The sequence below is a fragment of the Curtobacterium sp. NPDC089689 genome (assembly GCF_044749145.1).
Taxonomy (GTDB): Bacteria; Actinomycetota; Actinomycetes; order Actinomycetales; family Microbacteriaceae; genus Curtobacterium.
The window spans coordinates 16,794-43,118 of record NZ_JBIVHJ010000006.1; the positions used below are offsets into that span (position 1 = coordinate 16,794).

The 26,325-nt window shown below is 68.3% G+C and carries 26 protein-coding genes; 16 read left to right on the forward strand and 10 right to left on the reverse strand.

From position 1 onward, the window contains the following. Positions 1-40 precede the first annotated feature (40 nt). Positions 41-904, reverse strand: coding sequence for an NAD-dependent epimerase/dehydratase family protein (locus ACIPYW_RS16605; protein WP_400415488.1), 864 nt, complete (start codon positions 902-904; stop codon positions 41-43). Positions 905-1,083: 179 nt separating this feature from the next. Between ACIPYW_RS16605 and ACIPYW_RS16610 the strand changes: the two genes are divergently transcribed. Beyond that, the gene (locus ACIPYW_RS16610; protein WP_400415490.1) at positions 1,084-2,796 is read left to right on the forward strand and encodes an AMP-binding protein; all 1,713 of its coding nucleotides are present in this window, start codon (positions 1,084-1,086) and stop codon (positions 2,794-2,796) included. A 96-nt stretch (positions 2,797-2,892) separates the two neighbouring features. Here the strand turns inward: ACIPYW_RS16610 and ACIPYW_RS16615 are convergent, their stop codons facing one another. Next, on the reverse strand, positions 2,893-3,489 hold the full coding sequence (locus tag ACIPYW_RS16615; protein WP_400415492.1) for a TetR/AcrR family transcriptional regulator: 597 nt from the start codon (positions 3,487-3,489) through the stop codon (positions 2,893-2,895). 132 nt (positions 3,490-3,621) lie between these two features. Here ACIPYW_RS16615 and ACIPYW_RS16620 point away from each other — a divergent pair, with 132 nt between their 5' ends. Then, positions 3,622-4,890 carry an MFS transporter gene (locus ACIPYW_RS16620; RefSeq protein ID WP_400415494.1) on the forward strand — a complete coding sequence of 423 codons (1,269 nt, stop codon included), beginning with the start codon at positions 3,622-3,624 and terminating at the stop codon, positions 4,888-4,890. Positions 4,891-4,919: 29 nt separating this feature from the next. Beyond that, positions 4,920-7,394, forward strand: coding sequence for a glycoside hydrolase family 3 protein (locus tag ACIPYW_RS16625; protein ID WP_400415496.1), 2,475 nt, complete (start codon positions 4,920-4,922; stop codon positions 7,392-7,394). Positions 7,395-7,799: 405 nt separating this feature from the next. On the opposite strand, the gene ACIPYW_RS16630 is transcribed toward ACIPYW_RS16625, so the two are convergent. Further along, positions 7,800-8,813, reverse strand: a complete 1,014-nt coding sequence (locus ACIPYW_RS16630; protein ID WP_400415498.1) for an LLM class flavin-dependent oxidoreductase — start codon at positions 8,811-8,813, stop codon at positions 7,800-7,802. A 123-nt stretch (positions 8,814-8,936) separates the two neighbouring features. Between ACIPYW_RS16630 and ACIPYW_RS16635 the strand changes: the two genes are divergently transcribed. From ACIPYW_RS16635 to ACIPYW_RS16645, 3 genes are all read left to right on the forward strand, one after another. Continuing rightward, positions 8,937-11,507: a DEAD/DEAH box helicase gene (locus ACIPYW_RS16635; RefSeq protein WP_400415500.1), complete on the forward strand. Its 2,571-nt coding sequence runs from the start codon at positions 8,937-8,939 to the stop codon at positions 11,505-11,507. Continuing rightward, positions 11,507-12,085, forward strand: a complete 579-nt coding sequence (locus ACIPYW_RS16640) for a GNAT family N-acetyltransferase (protein ID WP_400415502.1) — start codon at positions 11,507-11,509, stop codon at positions 12,083-12,085. Before ACIPYW_RS16635 ends, ACIPYW_RS16640 begins: the two co-directional genes overlap by 1 nt. A 65-nt stretch (positions 12,086-12,150) precedes the next feature. Next, positions 12,151-12,402: a DUF6458 family protein gene (locus ACIPYW_RS16645; protein ID WP_058725573.1), complete on the forward strand. Its 252-nt coding sequence runs from the start codon at positions 12,151-12,153 to the stop codon at positions 12,400-12,402. A 37-nt stretch (positions 12,403-12,439) separates the two neighbouring features. On the opposite strand, the gene ACIPYW_RS16650 is transcribed toward ACIPYW_RS16645, so the two are convergent. Both ACIPYW_RS16650 and ACIPYW_RS16655 read right to left on the reverse strand, forming a co-directional pair. After that, positions 12,440-13,024 carry a hypothetical protein gene (locus tag ACIPYW_RS16650; RefSeq protein ID WP_400415505.1) on the reverse strand — a complete coding sequence of 195 codons (585 nt, stop codon included), beginning with the start codon at positions 13,022-13,024 and terminating at the stop codon, positions 12,440-12,442. After that, positions 13,024-13,545 (reverse strand): ribonuclease H, encoded by a 522-nt coding sequence (locus ACIPYW_RS16655; protein WP_290133825.1) that lies wholly within the window; start codon positions 13,543-13,545, stop codon positions 13,024-13,026. The genes ACIPYW_RS16650 and ACIPYW_RS16655 overlap by 1 nt, the downstream gene beginning before the upstream one ends. Positions 13,546-13,708: 163 nt before the next feature. Here ACIPYW_RS16655 and ACIPYW_RS16660 point away from each other — a divergent pair, with 163 nt between their 5' ends. From ACIPYW_RS16660 to ACIPYW_RS16670, 3 genes are read left to right on the forward strand one after another with little or no spacing between them, the layout of a single operon-like run. Beyond that, positions 13,709-14,047: a hypothetical protein gene (locus tag ACIPYW_RS16660; RefSeq protein ID WP_400415507.1), complete on the forward strand. Its 339-nt coding sequence runs from the start codon at positions 13,709-13,711 to the stop codon at positions 14,045-14,047. 42 nt (positions 14,048-14,089) lie between these two features. Further along, positions 14,090-14,326 (forward strand): hypothetical protein, encoded by a 237-nt coding sequence (locus ACIPYW_RS16665; RefSeq protein WP_400415508.1) that lies wholly within the window; start codon positions 14,090-14,092, stop codon positions 14,324-14,326. Next, on the forward strand, positions 14,323-14,544 hold the full coding sequence (locus ACIPYW_RS16670; RefSeq protein ID WP_400415511.1) for a hypothetical protein: 222 nt from the start codon (positions 14,323-14,325) through the stop codon (positions 14,542-14,544). Before ACIPYW_RS16665 ends, ACIPYW_RS16670 begins: the two co-directional genes overlap by 4 nt. Positions 14,545-14,552: 8 nt before the next feature. Here ACIPYW_RS16670 and ACIPYW_RS16675 read toward each other — a convergent pair whose 3' ends face one another. Then, positions 14,553-15,371 (reverse strand): aldo/keto reductase, encoded by an 819-nt coding sequence (locus ACIPYW_RS16675; RefSeq protein WP_400415513.1) that lies wholly within the window; start codon positions 15,369-15,371, stop codon positions 14,553-14,555. 122 nt (positions 15,372-15,493) lie between these two features. Beyond that, entirely contained in the window at positions 15,494-16,699 is a 1,206-nt protein-coding gene (locus ACIPYW_RS16680; protein ID WP_400415515.1) for an MFS transporter, read from the reverse strand. Between the two features lie 434 nt (positions 16,700-17,133). Here ACIPYW_RS16680 and nrdH point away from each other — a divergent pair, with 434 nt between their 5' ends. The 4 genes from nrdH (at position 17,134) to nrdF (ending at position 21,059) form a co-directional block, all read left to right on the forward strand. Continuing rightward, on the forward strand, positions 17,134-17,367 hold the full coding sequence (gene nrdH / locus ACIPYW_RS16685) for a glutaredoxin-like protein NrdH (RefSeq protein WP_022904483.1): 234 nt from the start codon (positions 17,134-17,136) through the stop codon (positions 17,365-17,367). Positions 17,368-17,447: 80 nt separating this feature from the next. Beyond that, positions 17,448-17,864: a class Ib ribonucleoside-diphosphate reductase assembly flavoprotein NrdI gene (gene nrdI, locus ACIPYW_RS16690; protein ID WP_400415519.1), complete on the forward strand. Its 417-nt coding sequence runs from the start codon at positions 17,448-17,450 to the stop codon at positions 17,862-17,864. 17 nt (positions 17,865-17,881) lie between these two features. Further along, positions 17,882-19,987 carry a class 1b ribonucleoside-diphosphate reductase subunit alpha gene (gene nrdE / locus ACIPYW_RS16695; protein WP_400415521.1) on the forward strand — a complete coding sequence of 702 codons (2,106 nt, stop codon included), beginning with the start codon at positions 17,882-17,884 and terminating at the stop codon, positions 19,985-19,987. A 97-nt stretch (positions 19,988-20,084) separates the two neighbouring features. Further along, a complete protein-coding gene (nrdF, locus tag ACIPYW_RS16700; protein WP_400415523.1) occupies positions 20,085-21,059 on the forward strand; it encodes a class 1b ribonucleoside-diphosphate reductase subunit beta in 975 nt (324 codons plus the stop codon). A 264-nt stretch (positions 21,060-21,323) separates the two neighbouring features. Here nrdF and ACIPYW_RS16705 read toward each other — a convergent pair whose 3' ends face one another. Next, positions 21,324-22,175: a hypothetical protein gene (locus tag ACIPYW_RS16705; protein ID WP_400415526.1), complete on the reverse strand. Its 852-nt coding sequence runs from the start codon at positions 22,173-22,175 to the stop codon at positions 21,324-21,326. Between the two features lie 518 nt (positions 22,176-22,693). Between ACIPYW_RS16705 and ACIPYW_RS16710 the strand changes: the two genes are divergently transcribed. From ACIPYW_RS16710 to ACIPYW_RS16720, 3 genes are all read left to right on the forward strand, one after another. Next, the gene (locus ACIPYW_RS16710; protein WP_400415527.1) at positions 22,694-22,936 is read left to right on the forward strand and encodes a hypothetical protein; all 243 of its coding nucleotides are present in this window, start codon (positions 22,694-22,696) and stop codon (positions 22,934-22,936) included. 221 nt (positions 22,937-23,157) lie between these two features. Further along, positions 23,158-23,643: a TIR domain-containing protein gene (locus tag ACIPYW_RS16715; protein ID WP_400415529.1), complete on the forward strand. Its 486-nt coding sequence runs from the start codon at positions 23,158-23,160 to the stop codon at positions 23,641-23,643. After that, positions 23,640-24,125, forward strand: a complete 486-nt coding sequence (locus tag ACIPYW_RS16720; RefSeq protein WP_400415531.1) for an HIT family protein — start codon at positions 23,640-23,642, stop codon at positions 24,123-24,125. Before ACIPYW_RS16715 ends, ACIPYW_RS16720 begins: the two co-directional genes overlap by 4 nt. 601 nt (positions 24,126-24,726) lie before the next feature. Here ACIPYW_RS16720 and ACIPYW_RS16725 read toward each other — a convergent pair. Both ACIPYW_RS16725 and ACIPYW_RS16730 read right to left on the reverse strand, forming a co-directional pair. Continuing rightward, positions 24,727-25,197 (reverse strand): aldo/keto reductase, encoded by a 471-nt coding sequence (locus ACIPYW_RS16725; protein ID WP_400415532.1) that lies wholly within the window; start codon positions 25,195-25,197, stop codon positions 24,727-24,729. A 640-nt stretch (positions 25,198-25,837) separates the two neighbouring features. Next, positions 25,838-26,263, reverse strand: coding sequence for a PRC-barrel domain-containing protein (locus ACIPYW_RS16730; protein ID WP_400415534.1), 426 nt, complete (start codon positions 26,261-26,263; stop codon positions 25,838-25,840). Between the last annotated feature and the right edge of the window lie 62 nt (positions 26,264-26,325).

Consider the following 26,325-nt stretch of genomic DNA (forward strand, 5'->3'; position numbering starts at 1 on the left):
GCTGCCCGAGCGGCGGCCGCCCGGGCAGGCGTGACCGGGCTCAGCTGCGGTGGTCGCGCCAGCTGTGCTCGGGCGCGTAGCCGAGCAGCTCGCGGGCCTTCTCGCTCGAGAGCAGCGAGCTGACGCCGTCGATGTCGCTCCGGCGCTCGATGTCCGGCACGAACCGCTCGACGAGCTCGATCGTCGGGGTGTCCATGACGGTGTCGGGGCTCGCGATCACGAACGCCTCGAACCCGGTGAGGTCGGCCTCGAGAGCCCGTCGGACCGCTTGGGCGCCGTCGCGCGAGTCGATGTACGACCACAGGTTGAAGGTCTTCGCCTCCGGGGTCGCGTCCCACGGGAACGACGGGTAGTCGGTCTCGTCCATGACGTTCGAGAACCGGAGCCCGATCATCTTCAGCTCCGGGTCCCACCGGGTGAAGTGGCGGGCCATCTCCTCCTCCACGGCCTTGCCGAGGGAGTACGACGACTGCGGACGGACCGGGAACTCCTCGTCCACGGGCAGGTACGGCGGGTGGTGCTCGCCCATCGGGATGCCGAGCAGGGTCTCGCTCGACGCCCACACCACGTTCTTGATGCCGGCCTGGCGAGCGGCGTGGAAGACGTTGATCGACGACGTCACGTTGTTCGTGATGAGCGCCACGTCCGGCACCTGACCCGGAGCGGGCACGGCGGCGAGGTGCACCACAGCGTCGACGTGGTCGTAGCGGTCGTCCACCCCGAGCAGCACGTTCAGCACCTGGCCGTGGTCGGTGAGGTCGGTGCGGATGAACGGCACCCGCTCGGGCTTGTCCGGCGAGGGTACCCGGTCGACGAGCACCACGTCGTACCCGTGCTCGTCCAGGTGCCGGACCACGGCCCGCCCGAGCTTGCCGCTGCCACCGGTGACCACCACGCGTGTCATCGCGTCTCCTCTTCGTCGAGTGTTGCGTACCCGCCCATCCTGCCCGGCGCGGGGTGGACGCAACCAGGCACGGACGGTACCTGTCCGCCGGACGCTGCACGGGCCTCCCGGCCGGCGCGCCAGCGCACCCGCGACCGCGCGGTTGCCGGCAGCGCAGTCCGATCGGGCATGATCGTACGGTGTCCTCTCCCGACGTGACCGCCGCCTTCCGTGCCGCCCGCGACCGACTGCTCGCGGCCGAGACCGCTGAGCAGGCCCGTGCCGACTTCACCTGGCCCGACGTCGGTGAGACGTTCAACTGGGCGGACGACTGGTTCGACGTCATCGCCCGCGACAACGACCGCACCGCGCTCCACCTCGTCGACGCGGAGCGCGACCGGCGCTTCAGCTACGCCGAGATGGCGGCGCGCTCCGACCGGCTCGCGGCGTTCCTGCACGCGCACGGCGTCCGGAAGGGCGACCACGTGCTCCTCATGCTCGGCAACCAGCTCGAGATCTGGGAGACGATGCTCGCGGTGATGAAGGTCGGCGCAGTGATCCTGCCCACCACCACCATGCTCGACACCGCAGACCTCCAGGACCGTGTGGACCGTGGCGCGGTGGCGCACGTCGTGACGAACGCCGGCGAGACGGCGAAGTTCGACGAGGTGCACGGCGACTTCTCGCGCATCGCGGTCGGGGCAGCGACCCCGGGCTGGACGACCTACCCGACCGACCTCGGCGAGCCCGCCCCCGCCGACGAACGCCGGCCGGTGGTGCGCACCCTCGCGACCGACCCGTGCCTGGTGTACTTCACCTCGGGGACGACCTCGAAGCCGAAGATGGTCGTGCACTCGCAGACCTCGTACCCGGTCGGACACCTCAGCACGATGCACTGGATCGGTGTCCGTCCTGGCGACGTGCACCTCGCGATCAGCTCGCCCGGCTGGGGCAAGCACGCGTGGAGCTGCTTCTTCGCGCCGTGGATCGCCGAGGCCACGATCTTCGTGCACGACACCCCGCGCTTCGACCCGGTCGCGCTGCTCGACGCGCTCGACCGACACGAGGTCACGTCGTTCTGCGCGCCGCCGACCGCCTGGCGGATGATGCTGCAGGGCGACCTCGGGGCTCGGCCGCGGGCACTCCGCGAGGTCGTCTCCGCGGGCGAGCCGCTCAACCCCGAGGTCATCGCGCGCGTCGCCGACGCCTGGGGCCTGACGATCCGCGACGGCTACGGCCAGACCGAGACCACAGCGATCATCGGCAACCCGCCCGGCGCTCCCGTGACCCCGGGCGCGATGGGCACGCCCCTGCCGGGCGTCGACGTCGTGCTGCTCGACCCGGTCACCGGCGAACGGACCGACGAGGGCGAGGTCTGCCTCGACCTGACCCGACGCCCGCTGAACCTCATGTCCGGGTACCTCGGCGACCCCGACCGCACGGACGTCGCCATGCGGGACGGCTTCTTCCACACCGGTGACATCGCCTCGCGCGACGCCGACGGGCAGCTCACGTTCATCGGTCGGACCGACGACGTGTTCAAGTCCTCGGACTACAAGGTGTCGCCGTTCGAGGTCGAGAGCGCCCTGCTCCAGCACCCCGCGGTCGCGGAGAGCGCCGTCGTGCCCGCTCCGGACGCCGCGCGGCTCAACATCGTCAAGGCCTACGTGACGCTCGCCGCGGGGTGGGCCGCCGACGCAGACACCGCCCTGCAGGTCCTGCAGCACGCCCGCACCGCACTGCCCGCGTACGCCCGGGTCCGTCGGGTCGAGTTCGCCGAGCTGCCGAAGACGATCTCGGGCAAGATCCGCCGGGTCGAGCTCCGGGAGCGCGAGGAGCGGGCGGCCGCGGCCGGCGTCCCGGTCGAGGGGGAGTGGCGCGAGGACGGGTTCCCGGAGCTGCGGCGCAGCTGAACTGCGGCGCGCGCCGGCGCGGCGTGCGCGCGAGCGCCGCGGGCGCGGGCGCGGCGGGCGCGGCGTGCGCTGCGTGGGCGCGGCGCCCGGTGCGCGTCAGTCCGCGATGCTCGCCGCGGCCTGCGTCACGGCGAGCTGCGCGATGAGCTCGACGTGCGCGGCCATGTCCCGCGACGGGTCGTAGAGCCACTGGATCTGCATGCCGTCGGACACCGCGAGCATGACGCTCGTCAGGGCTTCTGGATCGACGTCGGCACGGAGCCGCCCCTCGGCCTGCATCTCCCGGAACTGCCGGGTCATCTCTGCACGGGTCGTCTCGTAGCGCTGCTGGAAGTAGTCGTGCGCCGCGTGCTCCGGATCGGTCGCGGCCGCGGCGGAGAGGTTCACGAACATCTGCACGAGCCCGGGGACCTCGGCGTTGTGCCGCACCACGGCAGCGAGGAGCTGGGCGGGGTCCGACGCCTGCCAGTCGTGGGCATCGTCGATCGCGTCGCGGCGCTTGAGCACCTCGACCCAGAGCTCGTCCTTCGAGTCGAAGTAGTGCAGCAACCCGGCCTGGGTGAGCCCCACAGCGTCGGCGATGTCCTTGATGCTGGTGCGGCGGAACCCGTTCACGGCGACGAGGTCGAGCGCGATCGTGAGGATCTCCTCGCGCTTCGCGATGCCCTTTGCGTACGAACCCCGTCGTGCCATGCGGTGACCATACCGCCAGGAGCACGCCGACAAAACCAAGCACAAGTAGGTTTCTGGTGTTACGGTGGTCGGAGCCGCCGAAGGAGGCGCGCGAGTCACCGGTGCTGGTGGCGCACCCGGAAGAAGGACCCAGTGGCCAACGACGCCCTGACCATGGCCGACACCCCGACCGCCGTCGCCCCCACGCGCGGTCGCGGGAACCCGCTGATGTACACGCTCGGCATGCCGATCGCGATGTTCGGCCTGTTCATCGCCCTCCTGCCGCCCGTGCTCGTCGCGATGGCGCTCAAGGTCGCGGAGATCGCGCCCCAGAACCAGGCCGGTGTGCTCGGCACGGCCCTCGGCATCGGCGCGTTCGCGGCGATGGTCGCCAACCCCCTGGCGGGTCGCCTGAGCGACCGGACCGCCGGGAGGCTCGGCATGCGTCGTCCGTGGATCATCGGTGGCACCGTGGTCGGCTTCGCAGCCCTCGTGGCCGTCGCGACGACGTCCTCGGTCGTCGTCCTCGTCGTCGCCTGGAGCGTCGCCCAGATCGCGTACAACGCCACGATCGCCGCGCTCACCGCCGTCATGCCGGACCACGTCACGCGCTCGCAGCGCGGCCGCGTCGCCGCGCTCCTCGGACTGGCGCAGAACCTCGCGCTCGTCGGCGGCACGTTCCTCGTGCAGCTCTTCTCCACCTCGGCCACGCAGATGATCGTCCCCGGGGCGATCGGATCGGCGCTCGTCGTCCTCTACGCCGTGCTCTTCCGGGACCGCGTGCTCGTGAACCGCCCGACCTCGAAGCTCGGCGTCGGACAGCTCTTCGGGTCGTTCGTCTTCAACCCGGTCAAGCACCCGGACCTCGGCTGGGCCTGGTTGACCCGCTTCATGATGGTCGCCGCGCAGTACACCGCGGTGTCCTACCTGACGTACTTCCTTCGCGACGACATCGGGGTGAACGATGCGAACCTCGCGAACGCGGTCTTCCAGGGCACGCTGTGGAACGTCGTCGGTATCGTGCTCACCTCGCTCGTCGCGGGCTGGCTGTCCGACCGACTCGGGCGCCGCAAGCTCTTCGTGGCCGTCGCCGGGGTCGTCGGCGTCGTGGGCCTCGTGCTCATCGCGCTCGCGCCGTCGCTGTCGATGGTGCTCGTCGGCGAGTTCGTCATGGGCGCCGGCATGGGCGTCTTCTACGCGGTCGACCTCGCGCTCATCACCGACGTGCTGCCGTCCGACCAGGACAACGCGAAGGACCTCGGCGTCGTGAACATCGCCCAGGCGCTCCCGCAGTCGATCGTCCCCGCGGCCGCCCCCGGCGTGATCGCCGTGACCGGCGGCTACAGCGGGTTCTTCATCACCGGAGCGGTGGTCGGCCTGCTCGGCATCGCCTCCGTCTCCCGCATCCGCGGCGTGCGCTGACGCCCGCCCCCACGAAAGGACCGACCACCGTGACCATCGTGAACGAGACGACCCGTGCCTCCAGTCCGCTGGCCGAGCGCATCGACGCGCTCCTCGACCAGCTGACCGTCGAGGAGAAGGTGCAGCTGCTCACCGGACGTGACTTCTGGACCACCTGGCCGATCGAGAAGATCGGACTCCGCCGCATCCTCATGTCGGACGGCCCGTCCGGCGTCCGCGGCGAGGTGTGGGACGAGCGCGACCCGTCGCTCAACCTCCCGTCCGCCACCGCGCTGTCGGCGAGCTGGGACCGGGCGATCGCCAAGCGCTACGGCGCGGCAGCCGCCGTCGAGGCCCGGCGCAAGGGCGTCGACGTCGTCCTCGGCCCGACGATCAACCTGCACCGCTCGCCCCTCGGCGGCCGGCACTTCGAGGCGTTCAGCGAGGACCCGGTGCTCACCGCCGACCTCGCGGCCAGCTACGTCGAGGGCGTGCAGGAGAACGGCGTCGCCGCGACCCCGAAGCACTACATCGCCAACGACTACGAGACCGACCGCTTCACCGCCTCGACCGAGGTGTCCGACCGGGCCCTGCGCGAGCTGTACCTGCTCGCGTTCGAGAAGGCCGTCACCGAGGCGCAAGCCTGGGCGATCATGTCGTCCTACAACGCGATCAACGGTGTGACCGCGTCGGAGAACGACCTGCTCGAGACCCCGTTGAACTCGGAGTGGGGCTTCGACGGCATCGTCGTCTCCGACTGGACCGGTGTCCGCTCGGTCGACTCGGCGAAGGCGTCCCAGGACGTCGCGATGCCCGGACCGAACCCGTGGTGGAGCGAGGGGCCGCTGCTCGACGCCGTGCGCTCCGGTGACGTCCCCGAGGCCGACATCGACCGCAAGGTCCGGCGCATCCTGACGCTCGCCGCCCGTGTCGGCGCACTCGAGGGGTTCGAGCCCGTCGCCGCGCAGCCCGTGCACGTCGAGGACGGCGTCGCGTTCGTCCGCGAGGCCGAGGCGGAGGGCACGGTCCTCGTCCGCAACACCGGCATCCTGCCGCTCGACCCCGGCGCAGTGTCGCGCGTCGCCCTGCTCGGGCACAACGCCGACCAGGCCCGCAGCCAGGGCGGCGGCTCCGCGACCGTCGTGCCGTCGCACGTCGTGACGCCGGTCGAGGGCATCCGCGCCGCGTTCCCGGGTGCGACGATCGACCACGCCATCGGTGCCGTCGTGCAGGAGGGCATCGCCGAGTTCCCGCTGTCGACCATCACGAACCCGGCGACCGGCGAGCCCGGTGCCCGCGTCGCGTTCGTCAGGGCCGGCGAGGAGATCTTCGTCGAGGACCGCCGGGCCACCGCGCTCTTCTGGTTCGGCGGGGACGCCCCGACCCGCGAGGCCGACCGGCTCGACATCACCACGACGTACACCGCACCCACGACCGGCACCGTCCGGATCGGCATCGGCGCCGCCGGACACTCCCGGATGTGGATCGACGGTTCGCTGGTCCTCGACGAGGAGGTCGGCTTCGAGGGCGACCAGCTCGGCGCCGCCTTCCTCAACCCGCCGGCGCGGTCGGTGCCGGTCGAGGTCGAGGCCGGCCAGCAGGTCGCGATCCGCATCGAGTACGACGTCGTCCAGGACGAGACCCTCGGCGGGGTGCTCGCGTACCAGTTCGGCACCGAGCCGAGCGACGCGGACCCGGCCGTCCTGATCGAGGAGGCCGTGCGCACCGCCACGGGCGCGGACGTCGCCGTGGTCGTCGTCGGGACGAACAGCAAGGTCGAGTCCGAGGGCTACGACCGCGACTCCCTCGCGCTGCCGGGGCACCAGGACGACCTCGTCCGCGCCGTCGCCGCCGCGAACCCGAACACGGTCGTGGTCGTCAACGCCGGCTCCCCGGTCGAGATGCCCTGGCGCGACGACGTCGCCGCGGTGCTCCTCACCTGGTTCGGCGGGCAGGAGTACGGCAACGCGCTCGCCGACGTGCTGACCGGTGCCGCGGAGCCGGGCGGGCGCCTGCCCACGACCTGGCCCGCGACGCTCGCGGACGTCCCCGTGTCGAACGTCACCCCGGTGGACGGCAAGGTCGCCTACGACGAGGGCGTGCACATCGGCTACCGGGCCTGGCTCCGGGCCGGCACCGAGCCGGCGTACCCGTTCGGGCACGGCCTCGGCTACACGACCTGGACGATCGACGGTGTCGCAGCGACCCCGGCGGTCCGCGGGGGCGACGCCGTGATCGTCACCGCGACGGTCGCGAACACCGGTGCGCGCGCGGGCAAGCACGTCGTGCAGGTCTACGCCTCGCGTGCCGACTCCGTGGTCGACCGGCCGGTCCGCTGGCTCGTCGGGTTCGCCCCGGTGCGACTCGACGCCGGCGCCTCCACCGAGGTGTCGATCGAGGTGCCGGCCCGTGCGTTCGCGCACTGGGACGGTGCGTGGTCGTACGAGCCCGGGACCTTCACGCTGCACGTCGGGGCGTCGGTCACGGACGAGGCCGGCACCGCGACCCTCGAACTGGAGCAGTGACCACATCCGGTTTCCGCGCGGGCGAGTGGTGCATTCAGTAACATGATCCCGCGCGTGTCGGCTGGTTACCGATCGCGCACACACCACGAACGGTGCCGTCGTGCGTGCGAGCCGGTCTCCTGATCCGATCGGTCAGCCCGGACGACACCGGTGTGTCCAGGATGCGCCCCCACGCTTGCGCGGGGGCGCATTCGTCTTCCCGGAGCCCGATCGTCGAGTGACGAACGTTCATCTTGGATCGCCGGAATCCGCGATGTCGGCGTGACAAGCCCGTGGCGGGGTGCAACTATGGACGCACCATCCCGTGCGGATCAGGAACGGGATGGTGCATCCGGCCGGGGGCCCGGGGAACTCACCAGCCCGTCGTGGGCCCCGCCGGATGCCCCGGCCGGGAGACGACCGGGTTCAGCCGGCTCGCACGACCGGAGCGACCTGCTCGGCCACGATCTGCAGGATGCGCTCGTGCGCTGCCGCGTCGCCGTTCGCCGGCAGGGTGACCACGAGTTCGTCCGTCGCCGCCACCGCGGGGTCCGCGAGGAGCGTCTCGGTGATCTGCTCGACGGATCCCTGGACCACCCTGCTGAAGCGGAACGGCGGCCCCGAGAGCGGACGTCCTTCGTCGTCCATGCCCGAGGCGTACCCGGTCAGGAACTCCTCGTGCACCGCGCGGTCGTGGTCGTCGAGGAGCGGCACGACGATCCGCCCGACGGCGACCTTCGGCGTGCGGTCGGGGTGGAGCTCAGCGAAACGCTCGCGGTACGCCGTGATCTGGTCCGCCTGCGCCACGGCGAACGGCGCACCGGTGTCCTCGGTGTTCAACGTCGAGCAGTGCAGCAGCAGCCCCTTCTCAGCCGTGCGCACCGCGGTGGCCGTGCTGCCGCCGCCCCACCAGACCCGATCGCGGAGACCGGGGCTCAGCGGCTGCAGCGTCAGGTCGGCGCCGGCCGGGATGCTCTCGTAGCCCTTGCCGGCCGTGCCGAGCGGCTCACCCTGCAGGACCTCGAGGAGTCGCGCGGCTCGTGCCTCGGCCTCGTCACGGAAGCTCCGTTCGACCGAGCCGAACACCGGGTCGAGGATCGGCCCGTACCCGGCGATGCCGGTGCTGATCCCGAGCTGCACGCGCCCGCCGCTCAGCAGGTCGACCGTGCTCGCGTCCTCGGCCAACCGTACCGGGTCCTCGTACCGCATGCCGAGCACGGCGGTGCCGAACCCGATCGTGCTCGTCCGCTGTGCCGCGGCCGCGAAGAACGTCATCGGACTCGTCAGGAACGGCTCGAAGTGCCGCCCGCGGACCCAGCCGGTGCCGTAGCCGAACGACTCGGCAGCGGCGAAGAGCCGCAGGCCGTCCTCCAGCGCTCCAGCGGCACCGGCGGTGCCACCGTGGTTCGGGACGAAGGAGAGGAAGCCGAGTTCGCGCATGTCGCGAGTCTATGCGCGCGTATGGAGCAGGGTCTGCGGCTCGGCACGATCCGGACTGGGGGCGCAGGGCGGGCCCGTACCGCGCCTCCCGGCCGCCCCGTCCGCACCTGGGAGGATGGACGAATGACCGACGTCACCGCCCAGCCCCCGCTCGTCGCCGCCCTGCCGGCGGCGGTCGACGGTGTCGTCGACCCGGACGCCGTCTACGAGGCCTTCGCCGCGTGGGCCGCCGACGGCGGCCGACCGCTCTACCCGGCGCAGGACGAAGCGGTCATCGAACTCGTCTCCGGCGCCAACGTCGTCCTCTCGACCCCGACCGGCACCGGCAAGTCCCTCGTCGCCGCCGGCGCGCACTTCGCCGCGCTCGCTGAGGGCAAGCGGAGCTACTACACGGCGCCGATCAAGGCCCTCGTGTCCGAGAAGTTCTTCCAGCTCGTCGACCTGTTCGGCGCGGAGAACGTCGGCATGGTGACCGGCGACTCGAGCGTCAACGGCGACGCCCCGATCGTGTGCTGTACGGCGGAGATCCTCGCCAACCTCGCACTGCGGCAGGGGCCGGACGCCGAGGTCGACGTCGTCGTGATGGACGAGTTCCACTTCTACGGCGACCCCGACCGCGGCTGGGCGTGGCAGGTGCCGTTGCTCGTGCTCGAACGCGCGCAGTTCCTCCTGATGTCCGCCACCCTCGGGGACGTCACCACCATCTCGGATGACCTGTCCCGTCGCACCGGACGGCCGACCGCCCGGGTGACCGGTGTCTCCCGGCCGGTCCCGCTGTCCTACGAGTACGTCATGACACCGGTGCAGGAGACCGTGGAGCGGCTGCTCGAGGAGGGCAAAGCGCCGGTCTACATCGTGCACTTCGCGCAGGCCGCAGCGCTCGAGCGAGCGCAGGCGCTCATGTCGGTGAAGGTCGCCTCACGCGAACGGCGCGATGAGATCGCTGCTGCCATCGCGGGGTTCCGGTTCAGCGCCGGGTTCGGCCAGACCCTCTCGAAGCTCATCCGCGCGGGCATCGGCGTCCACCACGCGGGAATGCTGCCGAAGTACCGGCGGCTCGTCGAACAGCTGGCGCAGCGCGGACTCCTGCCGGTGATCTGCGGGACCGACACCCTCGGCGTCGGCATCAACGTACCGATCCGCTCCGTGCTGCTCACCGGCCTGACGAAGTTCGACGGCTCGCGGATGCGGCAGCTGTCCGCGCGCGAGTTCCACCAGATCGCCGGACGGGCGGGACGCGCCGGGTACGACACCGAGGGCGACGTCGTCGCCGAGGCGCCCGAGCACGAGATCGAGAACGCCCGAGCCCTCGCGAAGGCCGGCGACGACCCGAAGAAGAAGGGCAAGGTCAAGAAGAAGAAGGCGCCGGAGGGGTTCGTCTCCTGGGGGCAGGCCTCCTTCGAGAAGCTCATCGCGGCCGAGCCCGAGCCGATGGTGTCGCGCATGCGGATCACGCACGCGATGGTGCTCTCCGTCGTGGCACGCGGTGGATCGGCGTTCGAGGACGTCCGGGCGCTCGTCTTCGAGAACCACGAACCACGGGCCAGGCAGCTCGCGATGGCGCGGCGAGCACTCATCATCGCCCGGACGCTCATCAACGCACGGGTGATCGAGCGTGTGTCCGGACCGCCGGTGTCGTACCGGTTGACGGTCGACGTCGCGCCCAACTTCGCGCTCAACCAACCGCTGTCGCCCTTCGCGCTCGCAGCGTTCGAGCTGCTCGACCCCTCCTCGCCGACGTACGCGTTGGACATGGTGTCGATCGTCGAGTCCACCCTCGACGACCCGCGGGCGATCCTCGCGCAGCAGCAGTTCAAGGAGCGCGGCGAGGAGGTCGCGCGCATGAAGCGGGAGGGCATCGAGTACGAGGAACGGATGGAGCTGCTCGAGGAGGTCACCTGGCCCAAGCCGCTCGACGAGCTGCTGACCGCCGCGTACGAGGCCTACGCCGCCGAGCAGCCGTGGGTCCTCGACTTCCAGCTCTCGCCCAAGGCAGTCGTGCGGGACATGTACGAGCGGGCGATGACCTTCGGCGACTTCGTGCGGTTCTACCAGCTCACCCGCTCCGAGGGACTCGTCCTCCGGTACCTCTCCGACGCCTACCGCACCATGCGGCAGACCATCACCGACGAACAACGCACCCCCGAGCTCGACGACCTCATCGAGTGGCTCGGCGAGGTCGTCAAGCAGACCGACTCCTCGCTCGTCGACGAGTGGGAGGCGCTGCTGAACGGCTCGGTGGCGGAGGCCGCCGCCGAGCACGAGGAGATCGCGCCGCCGCAGCCCGCGCGGCTCACCGGCAACGTCCGCGCCTTCCGGGTGCTCGTCCGCAACGCCCTGTTCCAGCGGGTGCTGCTCGCCGCCGCCGACGACGTGGACGGGTTGGCCGCGCTCGACGGAGCCGCAGGCTTCGGGCGGGACGAGTGGGACGCCGTGCTCGAGGAGTACTACGACGCGCACGACTCAATCGGGACCGACGCCGACGCACGGTCGATGCAGTACCTGGTCCTCGACGAGCACGGCGCCGGGCGGACCTGGCGTGCGCGGCAGATCTTCGCGGACCCGGCCGGCGACAAGGACTTCGGGTTCTCGGCGACGATCGACCTCGACGCCTCCGACGAGGCCGGCGAGGCGGTCGTCCGCGTCACCGAGATCGGCCGGTTCGACGGGTGGGCCGAGGTGGACGTCGACTGATGGCGCCCGTCGCCCGTCCGCTCGGCGGTCCGACCGCCGCACGGGACGTCGCCGCCCTGCAGGACCTCCTCGAGTCCGTACCGGACTACGCGGCTCCCATCACCGGGTACCCGCCGGGGACGTCCGACGGGCTCAGCGCGCTCATCGGCGTCCCGGACGGGTTCGACCCCGCGGGGAAGCACGGCCTCGGACTGTGGGACGGCGACCAGCTCGTCGCGTTCGCGGACCTGCTGCTCGGGTACCCGGCGCCGGAAGTGGCGCACGTCGGGCTGCTCGTCGTCCGCGGGGGATCGCACGGGCAGGGACTCGGGCGAGCGATGCACGACGAGGTCGTGGCGTGCGCTCGGGCGGCTGGCGGTTCGGCGGGTGCGGGTGCGGCTGCGGGCCGGACCGAGACGTCGGCCGTCCCGGTGTCCCCGGTGCCGATCACCCGGCTCCGGCTCGGGATCGTCGCGACGAACGCCGACGTCGCGGAGCCGTTCTGGCGTTCGCTCGGGTACGAGCCGACGGGGGAGACGAAGCCCTACCGGTACGACCGGCTGGAGAGCACCGTCGCACTGTGGGAACGCCCACTCTGACGTTCGGGTACGTTCGACGGCAGCCCAGCTCCGTCCGGTGGCCGGGACCGTCGAGAGGAACCGCCATGCGCATCGGATCGAGCATCGCCCTGATCGTGATCGGCGCCATCGTGGCGTTCGCCCTGAACATCCAGGTCGCCGGGGTCGACCTCCGCCTGATCGGCTACATCCTGATGGCCGCCGGTGTCGTGCTGCTCATCATCAGCCTGGCGGTGGCGTTCGGCGGCCGTCGTACCACGACGACCACCCGGAGCGGGATCGATCCGGCGTCGGGTGAGCAGATCACCCGGCAGGACCGCCGGGACGGGACCTACTGACCCCGCTGCCTGCCCGATTCGCCAGGCCTGGTCCACCTCACCGGCCAGAAGTTCGCTGCAGGGCCGTGAGCAGGGCGTCGCCGTCCGCGACGTCGTAGAGCGCGAAGTTCCCGCGGTCGGGTGTGAGGTCGAGGCCGGTGTTCGCGTACTGCCGCACCGCCTCGCTCCCACCCCAGAAGAGCGTGTCGAGGTGGCGTGAGTCATCCCACTCGACGGAGATGTGCTCGGCGGAGCGATCGACGTACCAGTCGGTCCGGCTCGCGGAGGTCTCCCGGACCCGGCGCTCGTTCACCACGAGCACTCGGTGGTCCGTGACCGCGTAGACGTCGGTGTGCTTGCGGTGCCACTTCACGATGAACCGGCCCGCGAGCACGTGCAGTCCGATCAGCAGGAATGCCGTGAGCAGCGCGAGCACCGCGGGATGGGACGAGCCCCGTGCAGCGGAGATGAGGGCGACCGCCACGAGGACGGTGAAGAGCCCACTGAACGGGATCAGGTAGCGGTCGGCGTGCACGAACATCCGACCGAGGTCGCTCCGGCCGACCCACAAGAGTTCCTCGCCGTCGTGGAGCCGTGACTCGACGAGTGACCGTGCCTCGTCGGGACCCGGCGCTCGTCCCATCAGAACAGGGTCGCGGGCGGGGTCGCCTCGGGGAGGGGCTCCGGCTCGGTGACCTCGACACCGGGCCAACCCGGGCCGTGCGGTACGTCGGTGCCGTTCTGGTACGCGGTCGCAGCACCCCGGGCGCGGACGTCGGCAGCCTCGTTCATCTCGTGCCCGACGTGACCGCGGACCCACTCGAAGGTGACCTTCCGGCCCTGCAGTTCGGCGTCGAGCTCCTTGATGATCTCGACGTTGAGCACGGGCTTGCCGTCGGCCTTCCGCCAGCCCTTCCGCTTCCAGCCGGCGAGCCACTCGGTGCACGCCTTGATCGCGTACTGGCTGTCGCACAGGATGTGCAGCGGCTCGCCGGTGTCCTTCGTGGCACGGAGCAGCTGCAGCACGGCGGTGAGCTCGCCCTGGTTGTTCGTCGCCTTCGGCCAACCGCCGGCTGCCCACCGGTCGTCATCGACGTACCAGGCCCAGCCGGCAGGGCCGGGATTGCCGAGGGCTGAGCCGTCTGCGGCGGCGACGATCGTCACGATGGGACCTCCAGGTGGTGCGGGTGCTGCACCACCGTAACGGAGGCCGGGGACCTCAGCGGTTCGTGGTGTGCTGCGGCGCCGGGGAACGGACCGGCGGGAAGCGGATGAGCGTGCCCGCGACCGAACCGTGCCCGGAGGCGACCGGCCTACTGTGCAGCCCATGAGCGACAGCATCCCCCAGGCCCCCGGCCCCGACGAGTCCGACGACCGCGCCCGCAACGACGAGCTGCGCGACGCTGCGCACCACGAGGGCGCCGACGGCCTCGACGATCGCGCCCAGCGCGCGGCGGACACGTCCTACAGCCCGTCGAGCGAGCGCGAGACCGCCGCCTCCCAGACCCAGCAGCGCGACGACGCCGAGCTCCGCGAGGACGGCATCGACCCGTCCCGTGTGGTCGCGGCACCCGGGACCGGCGGCGCGGACGACGCGGGCGTCGTCGAGCCGGAACCGGGCGACCTCAACCTGCCGTGGCAATCCGAGGAGGATCGCCGGGGCTGACCGGACGACACCGGCCCAGGCACGACGAGTAGCTTCCGGCGCATGCCCGTTCCCTGGATGGAGCGCACCGGTCGGACCCCAGGAGGGGTCATCGGAGCGTGGTTCAACGTCATCGTGTGCGCCGTGCTGGTGGTCGGCCTGCCGATCGCAGCACTCTCCCGCGGGCACGGTGCCCTGGACATCGCTTTCGCGGTCGTCCTACCCGTGGTCGCGCTGGGCATGGAGGTCCTGTTCGTCCGCAACCTGCGTCAGCAACTTGCCCGCCGGAGGGGCGAATGACCGTCATGACCTGGTTCGGCATCGGCGCGGTCGTCGTCGCGCTCTGGGGCATCACGATCGCCGTCTTCAACCGGTGGGCGCAGTCGATCGGGGGCGACCAGCTGATGAACGGGAAGCCGATCACCCCGGGCTTCGTGCGGTTCATCGGCATCTTCCTCGCCGTCGTCGGCACGGCGATCGCCGTCCTGGCGTTCAGCGGCGTGCTGCCGGAGCGCTGAGGGCAGCGCTACGACACCGAGTCCGGGTGCGATCCCGTCCGCTGCCCGGACTCGAGCGTCGCGATCGCCGCGAGGTCCTCTTCCGTCAGGGTGAACCCAACGACGTCGATGTTCGAGCGGATCCGCTCGGGCGTCACCGACTTCGGCAGCACCACCACGCCCTGCTGCACGTTCCACCGCACGAGCACCTGCGCGACGCTCACACCGTGCGCCTCCGCGATCGCCGTCAGCACCGGTTCGTCCACGAGACGCCCCCGGCCGAGCGGCGACCACGCCTCGGTCACGATGCCGTGCTCGGCGTGGAACGCCATCAACTCGCGCTGCGGAAGCCACGGGTGCCGCTCGACCTGGTTCACCACGGGGGCCTCGCCGGTCTCGTCGATGATCCGCTCGAGGTGCGGCACCTGGAAGTTCGAGACTCCGACGCTCCGCGCACGTCCGGACGCACGCAGCTCGACGAGCGTCCGCCACGTCTCCACGTACCGGTCGCGCGCCGCTGCCGGCCAGTGGATCAGGTACAGGTCGACGGCGTCGAGCCCCAGCCGGTCGAGGCTCGCGTCGAACGCCCGCAGGGTCGCGTCGCGACCCTGGTGGTCGTTCCACACCTTGGTCGTCACGAAGACGTCGTCACGATCCAGCCGGGAGGCACGGATCGCCTCCCCGACGCCACGCTCGTTGCCGTACATCTCGGCTGTGTCGACGTGGCGGTACCCGGCGTCGAGCGCGGTGCCGACGGCGACGGCCGCCTCGGCGTCGTCGACCTTGTAGACGCCCAAGCCGACAGTGGGGATGCTCCGGCCGTCGCGGAGGGGGATGGAGGTGAGCATGCACCCATCCTGGTGGTCATGGCGGGCGCGTGTCGTGCCTCCCGGCCGGTGCTCGCACCACGTGATCGACGTGACGAGCGTCGATCGACGCGCGCGATGTCGGAACGCGCGCGTTTCGTGGATCAGGTGGGGAGGTTGACCGGCTCGGTGTCGGGGATGGGGCTCGCGTCACGGCCGCGCAGGTCGGGCAGCCACTGCTTCGCCGCGAGGGGGAGCAGCACCCCGACCAACGCCATGCCCGCACCGACCATGAGGCCGCCGGTCGGCCCGTGCAGGTCGATGAGGAACCCGGCCACAGCGGAACCGCCAGCCGCGCCGATGAGCTGGCCGGTGCCCATCCAGCCGTAGGCCTCGGCGGTGTCGGAGAACTTCACCGTCGCCGACACCGAGCCGAACATCACGGCGAGGGCCGGGGCGATGCCGCCACCCGCGATGAGGAGCGCCAGGCAGAGCCACCAGAAGTTCGTTCCGCCGACCGCGAGCGCGAGGCCCACGAAGACGATCGCCATGCGGGTCCAGAGGGTGTTCGGCGAGATCGGGCGGTGGCCGAACGCGAGGCCGCCGACCAGGGACCCGATCGCGAACACCGCGAGGACGATGCCCGCGTTCGGGCTGCCCTCGCCGAACACGCTCGTGACGCTGGCCTCGACCGCGGCACACGCTCCGATGAGGAGGAGGCCGGTCAGGGTGGCGACGACGACCGAGGGGCGGCGCAGGACGACGCCGAACGCCCGCTTCGAGCGGGGGATGCGCACGCGGCCGAGCTCGGGGGAGGCGATGAACCACACGCCGCCGATGACGAGGAACGCCATCGCGACGACGATCGCCTCGACGGTGCCGATCTGCGTGGCGACGAAGGTCGTGATGACGGGGCCGGCCACCCAGATGAGCTCCTGCGCGCTCGCGTCGAGGGAGAACAGGGGAGTGAGCTGCGCCGAGGTCACCATCTTCGGGTAGATGGTGCGCACGGCCGGCTGGACCGGGGGCACCGCCAGCCCGCCGATGAACCCGACGACGACGTAGCCCCAGAGCGGCATCAGGACGAACCCGACGACGCCCATGCTCGCGAGCGCGACGATGCTCGTGAGGATCAGGACGGGACGCATGCCCCAGCTGCCCATCCACCGGCTGGTGAGCGGGCCCGCGATCGCCTGCCCGATGCTCGTCGTGGCGAGCACGAGTCCGGCCGCGCCGTACGAGTCGAAGACGTGCTCGACGTGGAGCAGGTACGCGAGCGAGAGCATCCCGAACGGGAAGCGGGCGGTGAGCTGCGCGGCGATGACACGACCGACGCCGGGGGTCTTCAGCAGGGGCCCGTACGTACTCACAAGAGGAGTGTACGGACCGGACGGACGGCCTGTCCCCCGGTCGGGGAGGTGTGCGTGCACGGCACCTGTGCACGGTCAGGTGCCGGGCTCCGCGACACGCCGATCGTGTTCTGCCCACAGGCGTGGAGGGATGTGTCCACAAGGTGTGGAGGAGTGTCGGTGGCGAGGGTCAGACTGGCGGAATCACGGGCCTCTCCCGACTGTTCACACTGTGGAGGGCGTTGTGGAGAACTACACGGCTGTAACACTTTCTCTTGTGGTCGGTCCCGGTGTCGGCCACTAGATGTAGTATCGAGTCACCGGTTCGCACCCGCTCTCTGCGGGCGCAGCACTCGCTCTCTGCGAGACCCGGCAGGCTTCAGAAGCACCACAGCAGCACAACCACCAGCACCACTGAACGACCCGCTCGACGGGCCGAGAACACAGGGGAGATCATGGCCGTCACCGTCTACACCAAGCCGTCCTGCGTCCAGTGCACCGCGACGTACCGGGCCCTCGACAACAAGGGCATCCAGTACGAGGTGCACGACGTCTCCACGGACGAGGCAGCCCTCGAGCACGTCAAGAGCCTCGGCTACCTGCAGGCCCCGGTCGTCGTGACCGACGACGACCACTGGTCGGGCTTCCGTCCCGACAAGATCGCGACACTCAGCGCCGAGCTCGCGTGACCCCGGTGTGGTGCTGGCTCCGGCGAGCACCACACCGCCCCTCCTGATCTGCTGTCCGCACCTCTCACCAGGGAGCGCACATGAGTCGCCTCGTCTACTTCTCGAGCGTGTCCGGCTACACGGCCCGCTTCATCGAGAAGCTGGGCCTGCCGGCACATCGGATCCCGCTCTACCCGAACGACCCGTTCCTCCACGCGGACGAGCCGTACGTCCTCGTGCTGCCGACCTACGGGGGCGGTAACGGGCAGGGAGCGGTCCCGAAGCAGGTCATCAAGTTCCTCAACGACGAACGCAACCGCTCCCTCATCCGCGGTGTGATCGTCGGCGGCAACACGAACTTCGGCGAGGCCTACGGTCTCGCAGGGGACGTCATCGCACAGAAGTGCGGCGTCCCCGTCCTCTACCGTTTCGAGCTCTTCGGCACGCCTGACGACGTGCACGCAGTCACCACTGGATTGGAAGCATTTTGGACGCAGCAGTTGCAGACGTCGATCTGACGTCGCCGCAGACGGGGATGGACTACCACTCCCTCAACGCGATGCTCAACCTCTACGACTCGGACGGGAACATCCAGTTCGACAAGGACCGTGAGGCCGCCAAGCAGTTCTTCCTGCAGCACGTCAACCAGAACACCGTCTTCTTCCACAACCTGAAGGAGCGGCTCGACTACCTGGTCGAGAACGAGTACTACGAAGCCGCGACGATCGAGCAGTACTCGCTCGACTTCATCCAGAAACTCAACGACCTGGCGTACTCGAAGAAGTTCCGGTTCCAGACGTTCCTCGGTGCGTTCAAGTACTACACGAGCTACACGCTCAAGACGTTCGACGGCAAGCGGTACCTCGAGCGCTTCGAGGACCGCGTCGTGATGACGGCCCTCGGCCTCGCGCAGGGCAACGAGCAGCTCGCGATCGACCTCGTGGAAGAGATCATCGCCGGCCGCTTCCAGCCCGCGACCCCGACGTTCCTCAACACCGCGAAGGCCCAGCGCGGCGAACTCGTCTCCTGCTTCCTCCTCCGCATCGAGGACAACATGGAGTCGATCTCGCGCGGCATCAACTCCTCGCTGCAGCTCTCGAAGCGCGGCGGCGGCGTGGCCCTGCTGCTCTCCAACATCCGTGAGGCCGGCGCCCCGATCAAGCAGATCGAGAACCAGTCCTCCGGGATCATCCCCGTGATGAAGCTGCTGGAAGACTCCTTCTCCTACGCGAACCAGCTCGGTGCGCGTCAGGGTGCCGGTGCCGTCTACCTGTCGGCGCACCACCCGGACATCATGAAGTTCCTCGACACCAAGCGCGAGAACGCGGACGAGAAGATCCGCATCAAGACGCTGTCGCTCGGTGTCGTCGTGCCGGACATCACGTTCGAGCTCGCGAAGAACAACGAGGACATGTACCTCTTCTCGCCGTACGACGTCGAGAAGGTCTACGGCATGCCGTTCGGCGACGTCCCGATCTCCGAGAACTACCGCGCGATGGTCGACGACTCGCGCATCAAGAAGACGAAGATCAAGGCGCGTGACTTCTTCACGACCATCGCCGAGATCCAGTTCGAGTCGGGTTACCCGTACATCGTGTTCGAGGACACGGTGAACAAGGCCAACCCGATCAAGGGTCGGATCAACATGTCCAACCTGTGCTCGGAGATCCTGCAGGTCAACACCCCGACCACCTTCAACGAGGACCTCTCGTACAAGGAGATCGGCAAGGACATCTCCTGCAACCTCGGGTCGCTGAACATCGCGCTGACCATGGACTCGCCGGACTTCGGCAAGACCATCGAGACCGCCATCCGCGGCCTCACCTCGGTGTCGCAGATGTCGCACATCTCGTCGGTCCGCTCCGTCGAGGACGGCAACGACAAGTCGCACGCCATCGGCCTCGGCCAGATGAACCTGCACGGCTACCTCGCTCGTGAGCGCGTGTACTACGGCTCCGAAGAGGGCATCGACTTCACGAACATCTACTTCTACACGGTGCTGTTCCACGCCCTGCGCGCCTCGAACAACATCGCCATCGAGACGGGGGAGACCTTCGACGGCTTCCGCGACTCGAAGTACGCGTCGGGTGAGTTCTTCGACAAGTACACCGACCAGGCGTGGACGCCGGCGACCGCCCGCGTCGCGGAGCTCTTCGCGACCGCGAACATCGCGATCCCGACGCAGGACGACTGGAAGGCGCTGAAGGCCTCCGTCCAGGAGCACGGCATCTACAACCAGAACCTGCAGGCCGTCCCGCCGACCGGTTCGATCTCGTACATCAACCACTCGACGTCGTCGATCCACCCGATCGCGTCGAAGATCGAGATCCGCAAGGAAGGCAAGCTCGGCCGCGTCTACTACCCGGCGCCGTTCATGACGAACGACAACCTGGACTACTACCAGGACGCGTACGAGATCGGTGCCGAGAAGATCATCGACACCTACGCCGCTGCCACGCAGCACGTCGACCAGGGCCTGTCGCTCACGCTGTTCTTCAAGGACACCGCGACCACGCGCGACATCAACAAGGCCCAGATCTACGCATGGCGCAAGGGCATCAAGACGATCTACTACATCCGTCTGCGTCAGCTCGCGCTCGAGGGCACCGAGGTCGAGGGCTGCGTCAGCTGCATGCTCTGATTGCTGTCGCAATCATTCTTGGCCTGGAGGCGCGGTGCCAGGCCGCACCGCGCCTCCAGTCCGTTACATAGTCACCATCTCTTGAAGGAAACGTGCGTTGGTCGAGAAGCTGAAGCTCATTGATCGGGTCCAGGCCATCAACTGGAACCGCATCCAGGACGACAAGGACGTCGAGGTCTGGAACCGCCTCGTCAACAACTTCTGGCTGCCGGAGAAGGTGCCGCTGTCGAACGACGTCCAGTCGTGGAACACGCTGACGCCGGCCGAGCAGAAGATGACCATGCGCGTCTTCACCGGCCTCACGCTGCTCGACACGATCCAGGGCACCGTCGGCGCCGTGTCGCTCATCCCCGACGCGATCACCCCGCACGAGGAAGCCGTCTACACGAACATCGCGTTCATGGAGTCGGTGCACGCCAAGAGCTACTCGTCGATCTTCTCGACCCTCGCGTCGACGCCGGAGATCGACGAGGCCTTCCGCTGGTCCGAGGAGAACCCGAACCTGCAGAAGAAGGCCCAGATCGTCATGGACTACTACCAGGGCGACAACCCGCTGAAGCGCAAGGTCGCTTCGACGCTGCTCGAGTCGTTCCTGTTCTACTCCGGCTTCTACCTGCCGATGCACTGGTCCTCGCGGGCGAAGCTGACGAACACCGCCGACCTCATCCGCCTCATCATCCGCGACGAGGCCGTGCACGGGTACTACATCGGGTACAAGTACCAGAAGGGTCTCGAGCAGGTCACCGAGGCCGAGCGTCAGGAGCTCAAGGACTACACGTTCTCGCTCCTCTTCGAGCTGTACGAGAACGAGACGCAGTACACGCAGGACCTCTACGACGAGGTCGGGCTGAGCGAGGACGTCAAGAAGTTCCTGCACTACAACGCGAACAAGGCGCTCATGAACCTCGGGTACGAGCCGATGTTCCCGAAGGAGCTCACCGAGGTGAACCCGGCGATCCTGTCGGCGCTCTCCCCGAACGCGGACGAGAACCACGACTTCTTCTCGGGGTCGGGCTCGTCGTACGTCATCGGCAAGGCTGTCGTGACGGAGGACGAGGACTGGGACTTCTGATCCCGGCCTGACTCGTGGGAACGCCCCGCTGGCTTCGGCCGGCGGGGCGTTCGTCGTTCAGGGGCGCGGTCGCCGACTGGTCGGAGAGCGGAACTTCATCGAGATTCGATTCGGACGGGCTGTCTGCGACACGGCAGTCGCATTGCGTGCGTTGCAAGAAGCTGTGTTCGGTGACGGACCGTCAATCGGACAGAGCGAGCGCGGAAACCGGCGGGAATCGGCCTCGTCCCGGTCGGCGCCTCCCGGGGCACTGACTTGCATTGCCTATCGCGTTTGCCCGAGCACGTGATCCGCGGCAATCTCAAGGAGTTCTGTGGTGTACTGCCGCGTCGCCATGACGAGGCTGCGCAGGCGCTTGTCGAGCGAGCCCCAAGGGCGGCCGAGCTGCCCTGAGGGGCCGACGCTCTCTGTCACATTCGTCACGTCGACGTCGAACTCGACCCTCAAATCGAAATTGTGGGGAGCAAGGACGAAGCCCTCGGCTAACCGCAGCCTCACAATTGAATCACCGTCTCCTATGATGCCCGGCCGTCCCTGATCGAGGACTTCGATGTAGCGGAGGTCGGCCTTCATACGCAGATGAGAAAGGTACAGCCCCAGACCGTGCATCGATCGGTGCCGGTCCACCCGCGCGAGCTCGTGCAGGATCGCCAGGCTGTTCCACCCCGGTAGCTGGGCCTGATAAGGCTGCACCTTCTCGAGAGCCTCCCTGATCACCGGCGGCAAGTCGCGGTACCTACTGGCCTGGCTCTTCCACTCTGCCGGCGTTTCGCGGATCGGCCATTCCAGTCTCCCCGCGCTCGGCGGCGGGTTCTCCCCCGAGACAAGCACCGCAATCGCGTAGAGGCAGTTGTCGAGTGCTGCACGCAGCTCATAGAGCAGCTCCCCGAAGATCACCGACAAGTCGACGGGAAGCGGTCTTGTTCGGTGCAGCCGCACCGTCAACGTCCCGTCGCTCTCCGGAGTGTGTCGAAGCTTGTGAGGCCTGGTGCTCAGGTACTCGTCCCACGTCCCCCGGAACATCCGCACATGCGCGTCAGCCCGATCGAGCCGCGCGTGCACAAGCCGGATTTCAGAGGCGATCGGGTTGAAGACGGCAGGAATTGGTTCGACCATGACGCAATGATTCCGGATCGCTGTCCAGACAGTAGCGCGTTCCGTCAAGGGATCGCTTACCGAGACGACGAAAGTATCGAGGGTGAGGCCGGAGAACCTGCGACTGTTCACGCTGCTTCGCACGTTTCTGGTCACGCTGAAGTGCGCGCTTCGGCCTGACCAAGGTGCGTCCGAGGTGCGCGCCACCTTCCGCCGTTCAACTGCGGCATGACTCCGCCCAAGCAGCTCAGGATCGTGAGGACCGAACACGCCCGGACGTAACTATGAACATTGTCCCCAGCATCGCTAGCCATGGCGCTCTTGACCTAGTCCTCGCCAACACGGGGGCGACTGCTGCTAAAGACGTCCGTTTCGAGCTCCTCGGTGCGGGCTTCGGACTCTCTGATGACGATACCCACGTTGGGCCAGGTCTCCGCGAGTTCTTCGCTGCACCGTTTGAGCTCGCGCCCGGGGCACGGATCCGCCTGTTTTGACACCTGCCGGAGAGTACAGCGGATCGCAGTGACAAGAGCGGCGCTATGGGTGCCCCTGTCACCGGCGAGCTGCAGGTGACCTACGGACGTGAAGTTGATGGCCAGGCGGCTTCGCATGAGTACGTGACCAAGCACCGCTACGACTTCACACTGTGGCCCAAGATCACGCCTGAGGCGTGGACTGGAGCGCGCAATGAGGGCAGCTCGTCTGACCCGCTGACGCACCTGAAGAACATCAACTTCGGTTTTCGGGCCATCGCGCACCACCGTGGGGGGACGACTCGTTGAGGACGCTGTGGAGCACCTTGGTCAGGACCGTTGGCGGCGGAAGAGTTTCCGACCGGCGGCCAGTTCACTATCAATCGCCGGGCACGTCGCCTCGAAGCCGGCGCGATAGCCACCTGCGCAGGCTCTACCTGCGGAGGTTGCGAGGGTCGACCTGAAGGAACGTCAGTACTCCTCGGTAAGCTGCTCGAAGCGCGCCAACGAGGTCGCATGGAGAGGAAATCATGGCCAAAACAGTGTTCTACAGCTTCCACTACGACAACGATTCGTGGCGGGTTCAGCAGGTGTCAAACATGGGAGTTGTCGAGGGGCAGCCCATCATGGATTCGCAGGAGTGGGAAGCGGTGAAGCAACAAGGTGACACCGCGATCCAGGAGTGGATCGACGAGCAGATGTCCGACAAGAAGGCCGTCGTCGTACTGATCGGTTCTGAGACCGCAGACCGCAGCTGGGTCCAGTACGAGATCGCGAAGGCGTGGGATGCGAAGAAGCCTCTCGTGGGTATCCGCATCAACGGCCTTGCTGACTCCTCGGGCACGACCGATAGTGCAGGCGCCAACCCGTTCTCGAACGTTGCACTGAAGGGTGGCGGCACCGTTGCCGACTACGTCCCGGTACACACCCCGTCTGGCTCCACGAGTCAAGCGGTCTACGCGGACATCAAAGCCAACATCACCTCATGGGTGGACGGCGCATACGCTCGCTCATGAGTGACATCGGTGGTGAGGAGGGCTGCCCGTTCTGCGAAATCGTCGATCGCGACGACCCAGACGCCCGAGAGGTGTACCGCGACGAACACACGGTCGCCTTTTTCCCCACTGAGCCCGCAGTGCTCGGCCACACGATGGTCATCCCTCGCTCGCACGTCCCAGACATTTGGGAGCTGGATGAGCCGACGGTTCAACGACTCAGCGTCACCGCCCTCAGGATTGCGAAGGCCATCGAAGAGAGCCTGCACCCGGACGGACTCAACATCATTCAATCCAACGGTGAAGCGGCCAGCCAATCGGTGATGCACATGCACATTCACCTTGTACCACGGAACGAGAACGATCGGATCGGACGTATCTGGCCGCCGGAGAGCAACTACAGTGAGGCGCAGAAAGACGACGCCTGGGAAACTCTCCGAGAAGCTTGCCGAACTATCGGCAGTGCAGCCACACCAGCAGCGCCACCCCGACAAGGAGCATGAGTCCGTAGTAGTCACGCACCGACCACGACCACACAACTTCACCCAGCGAAATGGACTTGGAGTCCGCGAGGCTCAACGTGTCGCAGTAGCTACTCGCGTTCATCTCGTACACATCAACGGCGCCGCCTCGAGCTGCGTCGAAGAGCAATCGGTACTTGCGCTCCTCTCGAAGGTAGCGAGTATCGACCGCGGCGAAGAGCACTACAGCAAACATCCCGAGAAGCGCGACGACAGCGGATGACTGCGTGCCGGCGTACCCAAAGGTGGCCGTCGCGATAGTGAGCGCCCATCCCTTCGCGACAGCCGATGCAGCAGACATGCGTGCGATCGCCGCCTGAATAAAGTCCAAGTGCTGACGGCGATCTTCGGGAAGTACTTGCTCGGCGATGGGAGGTCCCCTTCCGTGTTTGTGGAGGATGACTCAATACTCGCACGAGTATGCCTCGATTGGCGGCTCTCGCGGGCGGTCGCCCCGCGGATGCTGACGACGCAGGCAGAGACGACCGGCAGCGGCTCGCTGAACGTCTCGTTGACTGATCGGTAAACGGACGCACAAACGACCCGTGGCACACGATTGGTGCCACGGGTCGTTGTGCGGGGGTCAGCCGCGGTCGCGGGCCATGCCGGCTTCGGTGTTGCGGGTACCGACCGCGACACCGTGCGGGGAGACCACTTCGATGCGTTCGAGGTCACGGGTGGTGAGGACGACGTCGGCGGCGGCGACGTTCTCCTCGACCCGGGACGGCTTCGTGGTGCCGGGCATGGGGACGGTGCCTGCTTGGATCAGCCAGATGAGCGCGAGTTGCGCGGTGGTGACGCCCTTCTCGTCAGCGATGGCCTTTAGCTCGTCGACGACGCGGAGGTTCGCGTCGATCGCGGCGTCGGAGAACCGGGGGAGGTTCCGACGGGCGTCGCCCTCGGGTAGGTCGTCCTTCTGAGTGACGGTGCCGGAGAGGAACCCACGGCCGAGCGGGGAGAACGGCACAAACCCGATCCCGAGCTCCGATGCGGTGTCGAGGACGCCATTGTGCTCGGCGTCCCGCCCGAACAGGCTGTACTCGGACTGAATCATCGGCTGTTGCGACAGGAGACCGGATAGCCTCCGCCCGTGCTTACTCTCTGGATCGCAGTAGCAGCGGTCGTTTGTCTCAGCTGGGGCACCGTCCTACTTTGCTTCCCCGAGCCGATCGCGCGGTTCTCGCGGAAGTCGCAGGGCGAGTTCTAGGGAGGTCAGTTCACTCCGGAGCTCACGAGGTTCTTAGGATGCGCCTTCGTACTCGCCGGCATTGTGATCAGCGTCTCGCTGCTCGCGCACCTCCTCCGGGGCTGACGGTCGTCCGGTTCGAGCATGCTCCAACGGACGCGCCAGTACGACGCCGTTCGTGCACTCGCACGATGACGTGCTCCCGTTTCATCGCGGGAATCACCCTCCCTGCCTCGTCTCCGTGCGGAGCCCTCGCAGAACAACACCGCCTCGTTGAGCGATGGCGAATCCGCCACTTGCCTGAACGCGCGCCGAGTCAGCGCGGCTCCGTCACGGCGCGGAGCGAGTGCTTCGCAGAGACCGAGTCGGGAGTGTCTCGTGCCGGTCAGGACGTGGTCGGTAGATGTCGATCAGGAGACTCCGAACGTGATCCGGCGCGCATCCGTCCGGCGGTCGAGCGACAACTCGACGCTCGACCAGGAGGCGATGTCCGCTTCAGCGTCCCGCTTCATGCTGGCGGTGTCGTCCCCGCGCCCTCGGTGTCGTCCGCGCCCGCTGGGCCGGTCCCGGCCTGGTCGAGGTTCTCGTACGGATCGCCCATGTCGCCGGTCGCCTTGCCCGCTGGGGACAATCCGAAGTGCTTGCGGACTTGGTTCGCCTCGGTGATGGACAAGGCGTTCTCGGTGCTGGCCGCGGGCGCGCCCTTGATCGCGTTCTTCGTGTAACCGACGTGCAGAGCCGAGCCGTCGAACATGGCGTCCTCGACCGGGACGAGCACGGCGTGCCCGCCGAAGAGACCGGTCGCGACGCTGACGAACGCGGCGCTGCCGTCCTCCTCGGAGGGGAACACCTGAGCGACCTTGCCGACTGAAAAGCCGTCGCGGTCCCGGACGGTCGCGTTCTCGACTTCGTGGATCTCGCCCTTGGTGATCATGGGGGTAGTCAACGCCTTCGGCCTGACCGACGACAGCCACGTGTCGGGGCCGAGCCGTGCCT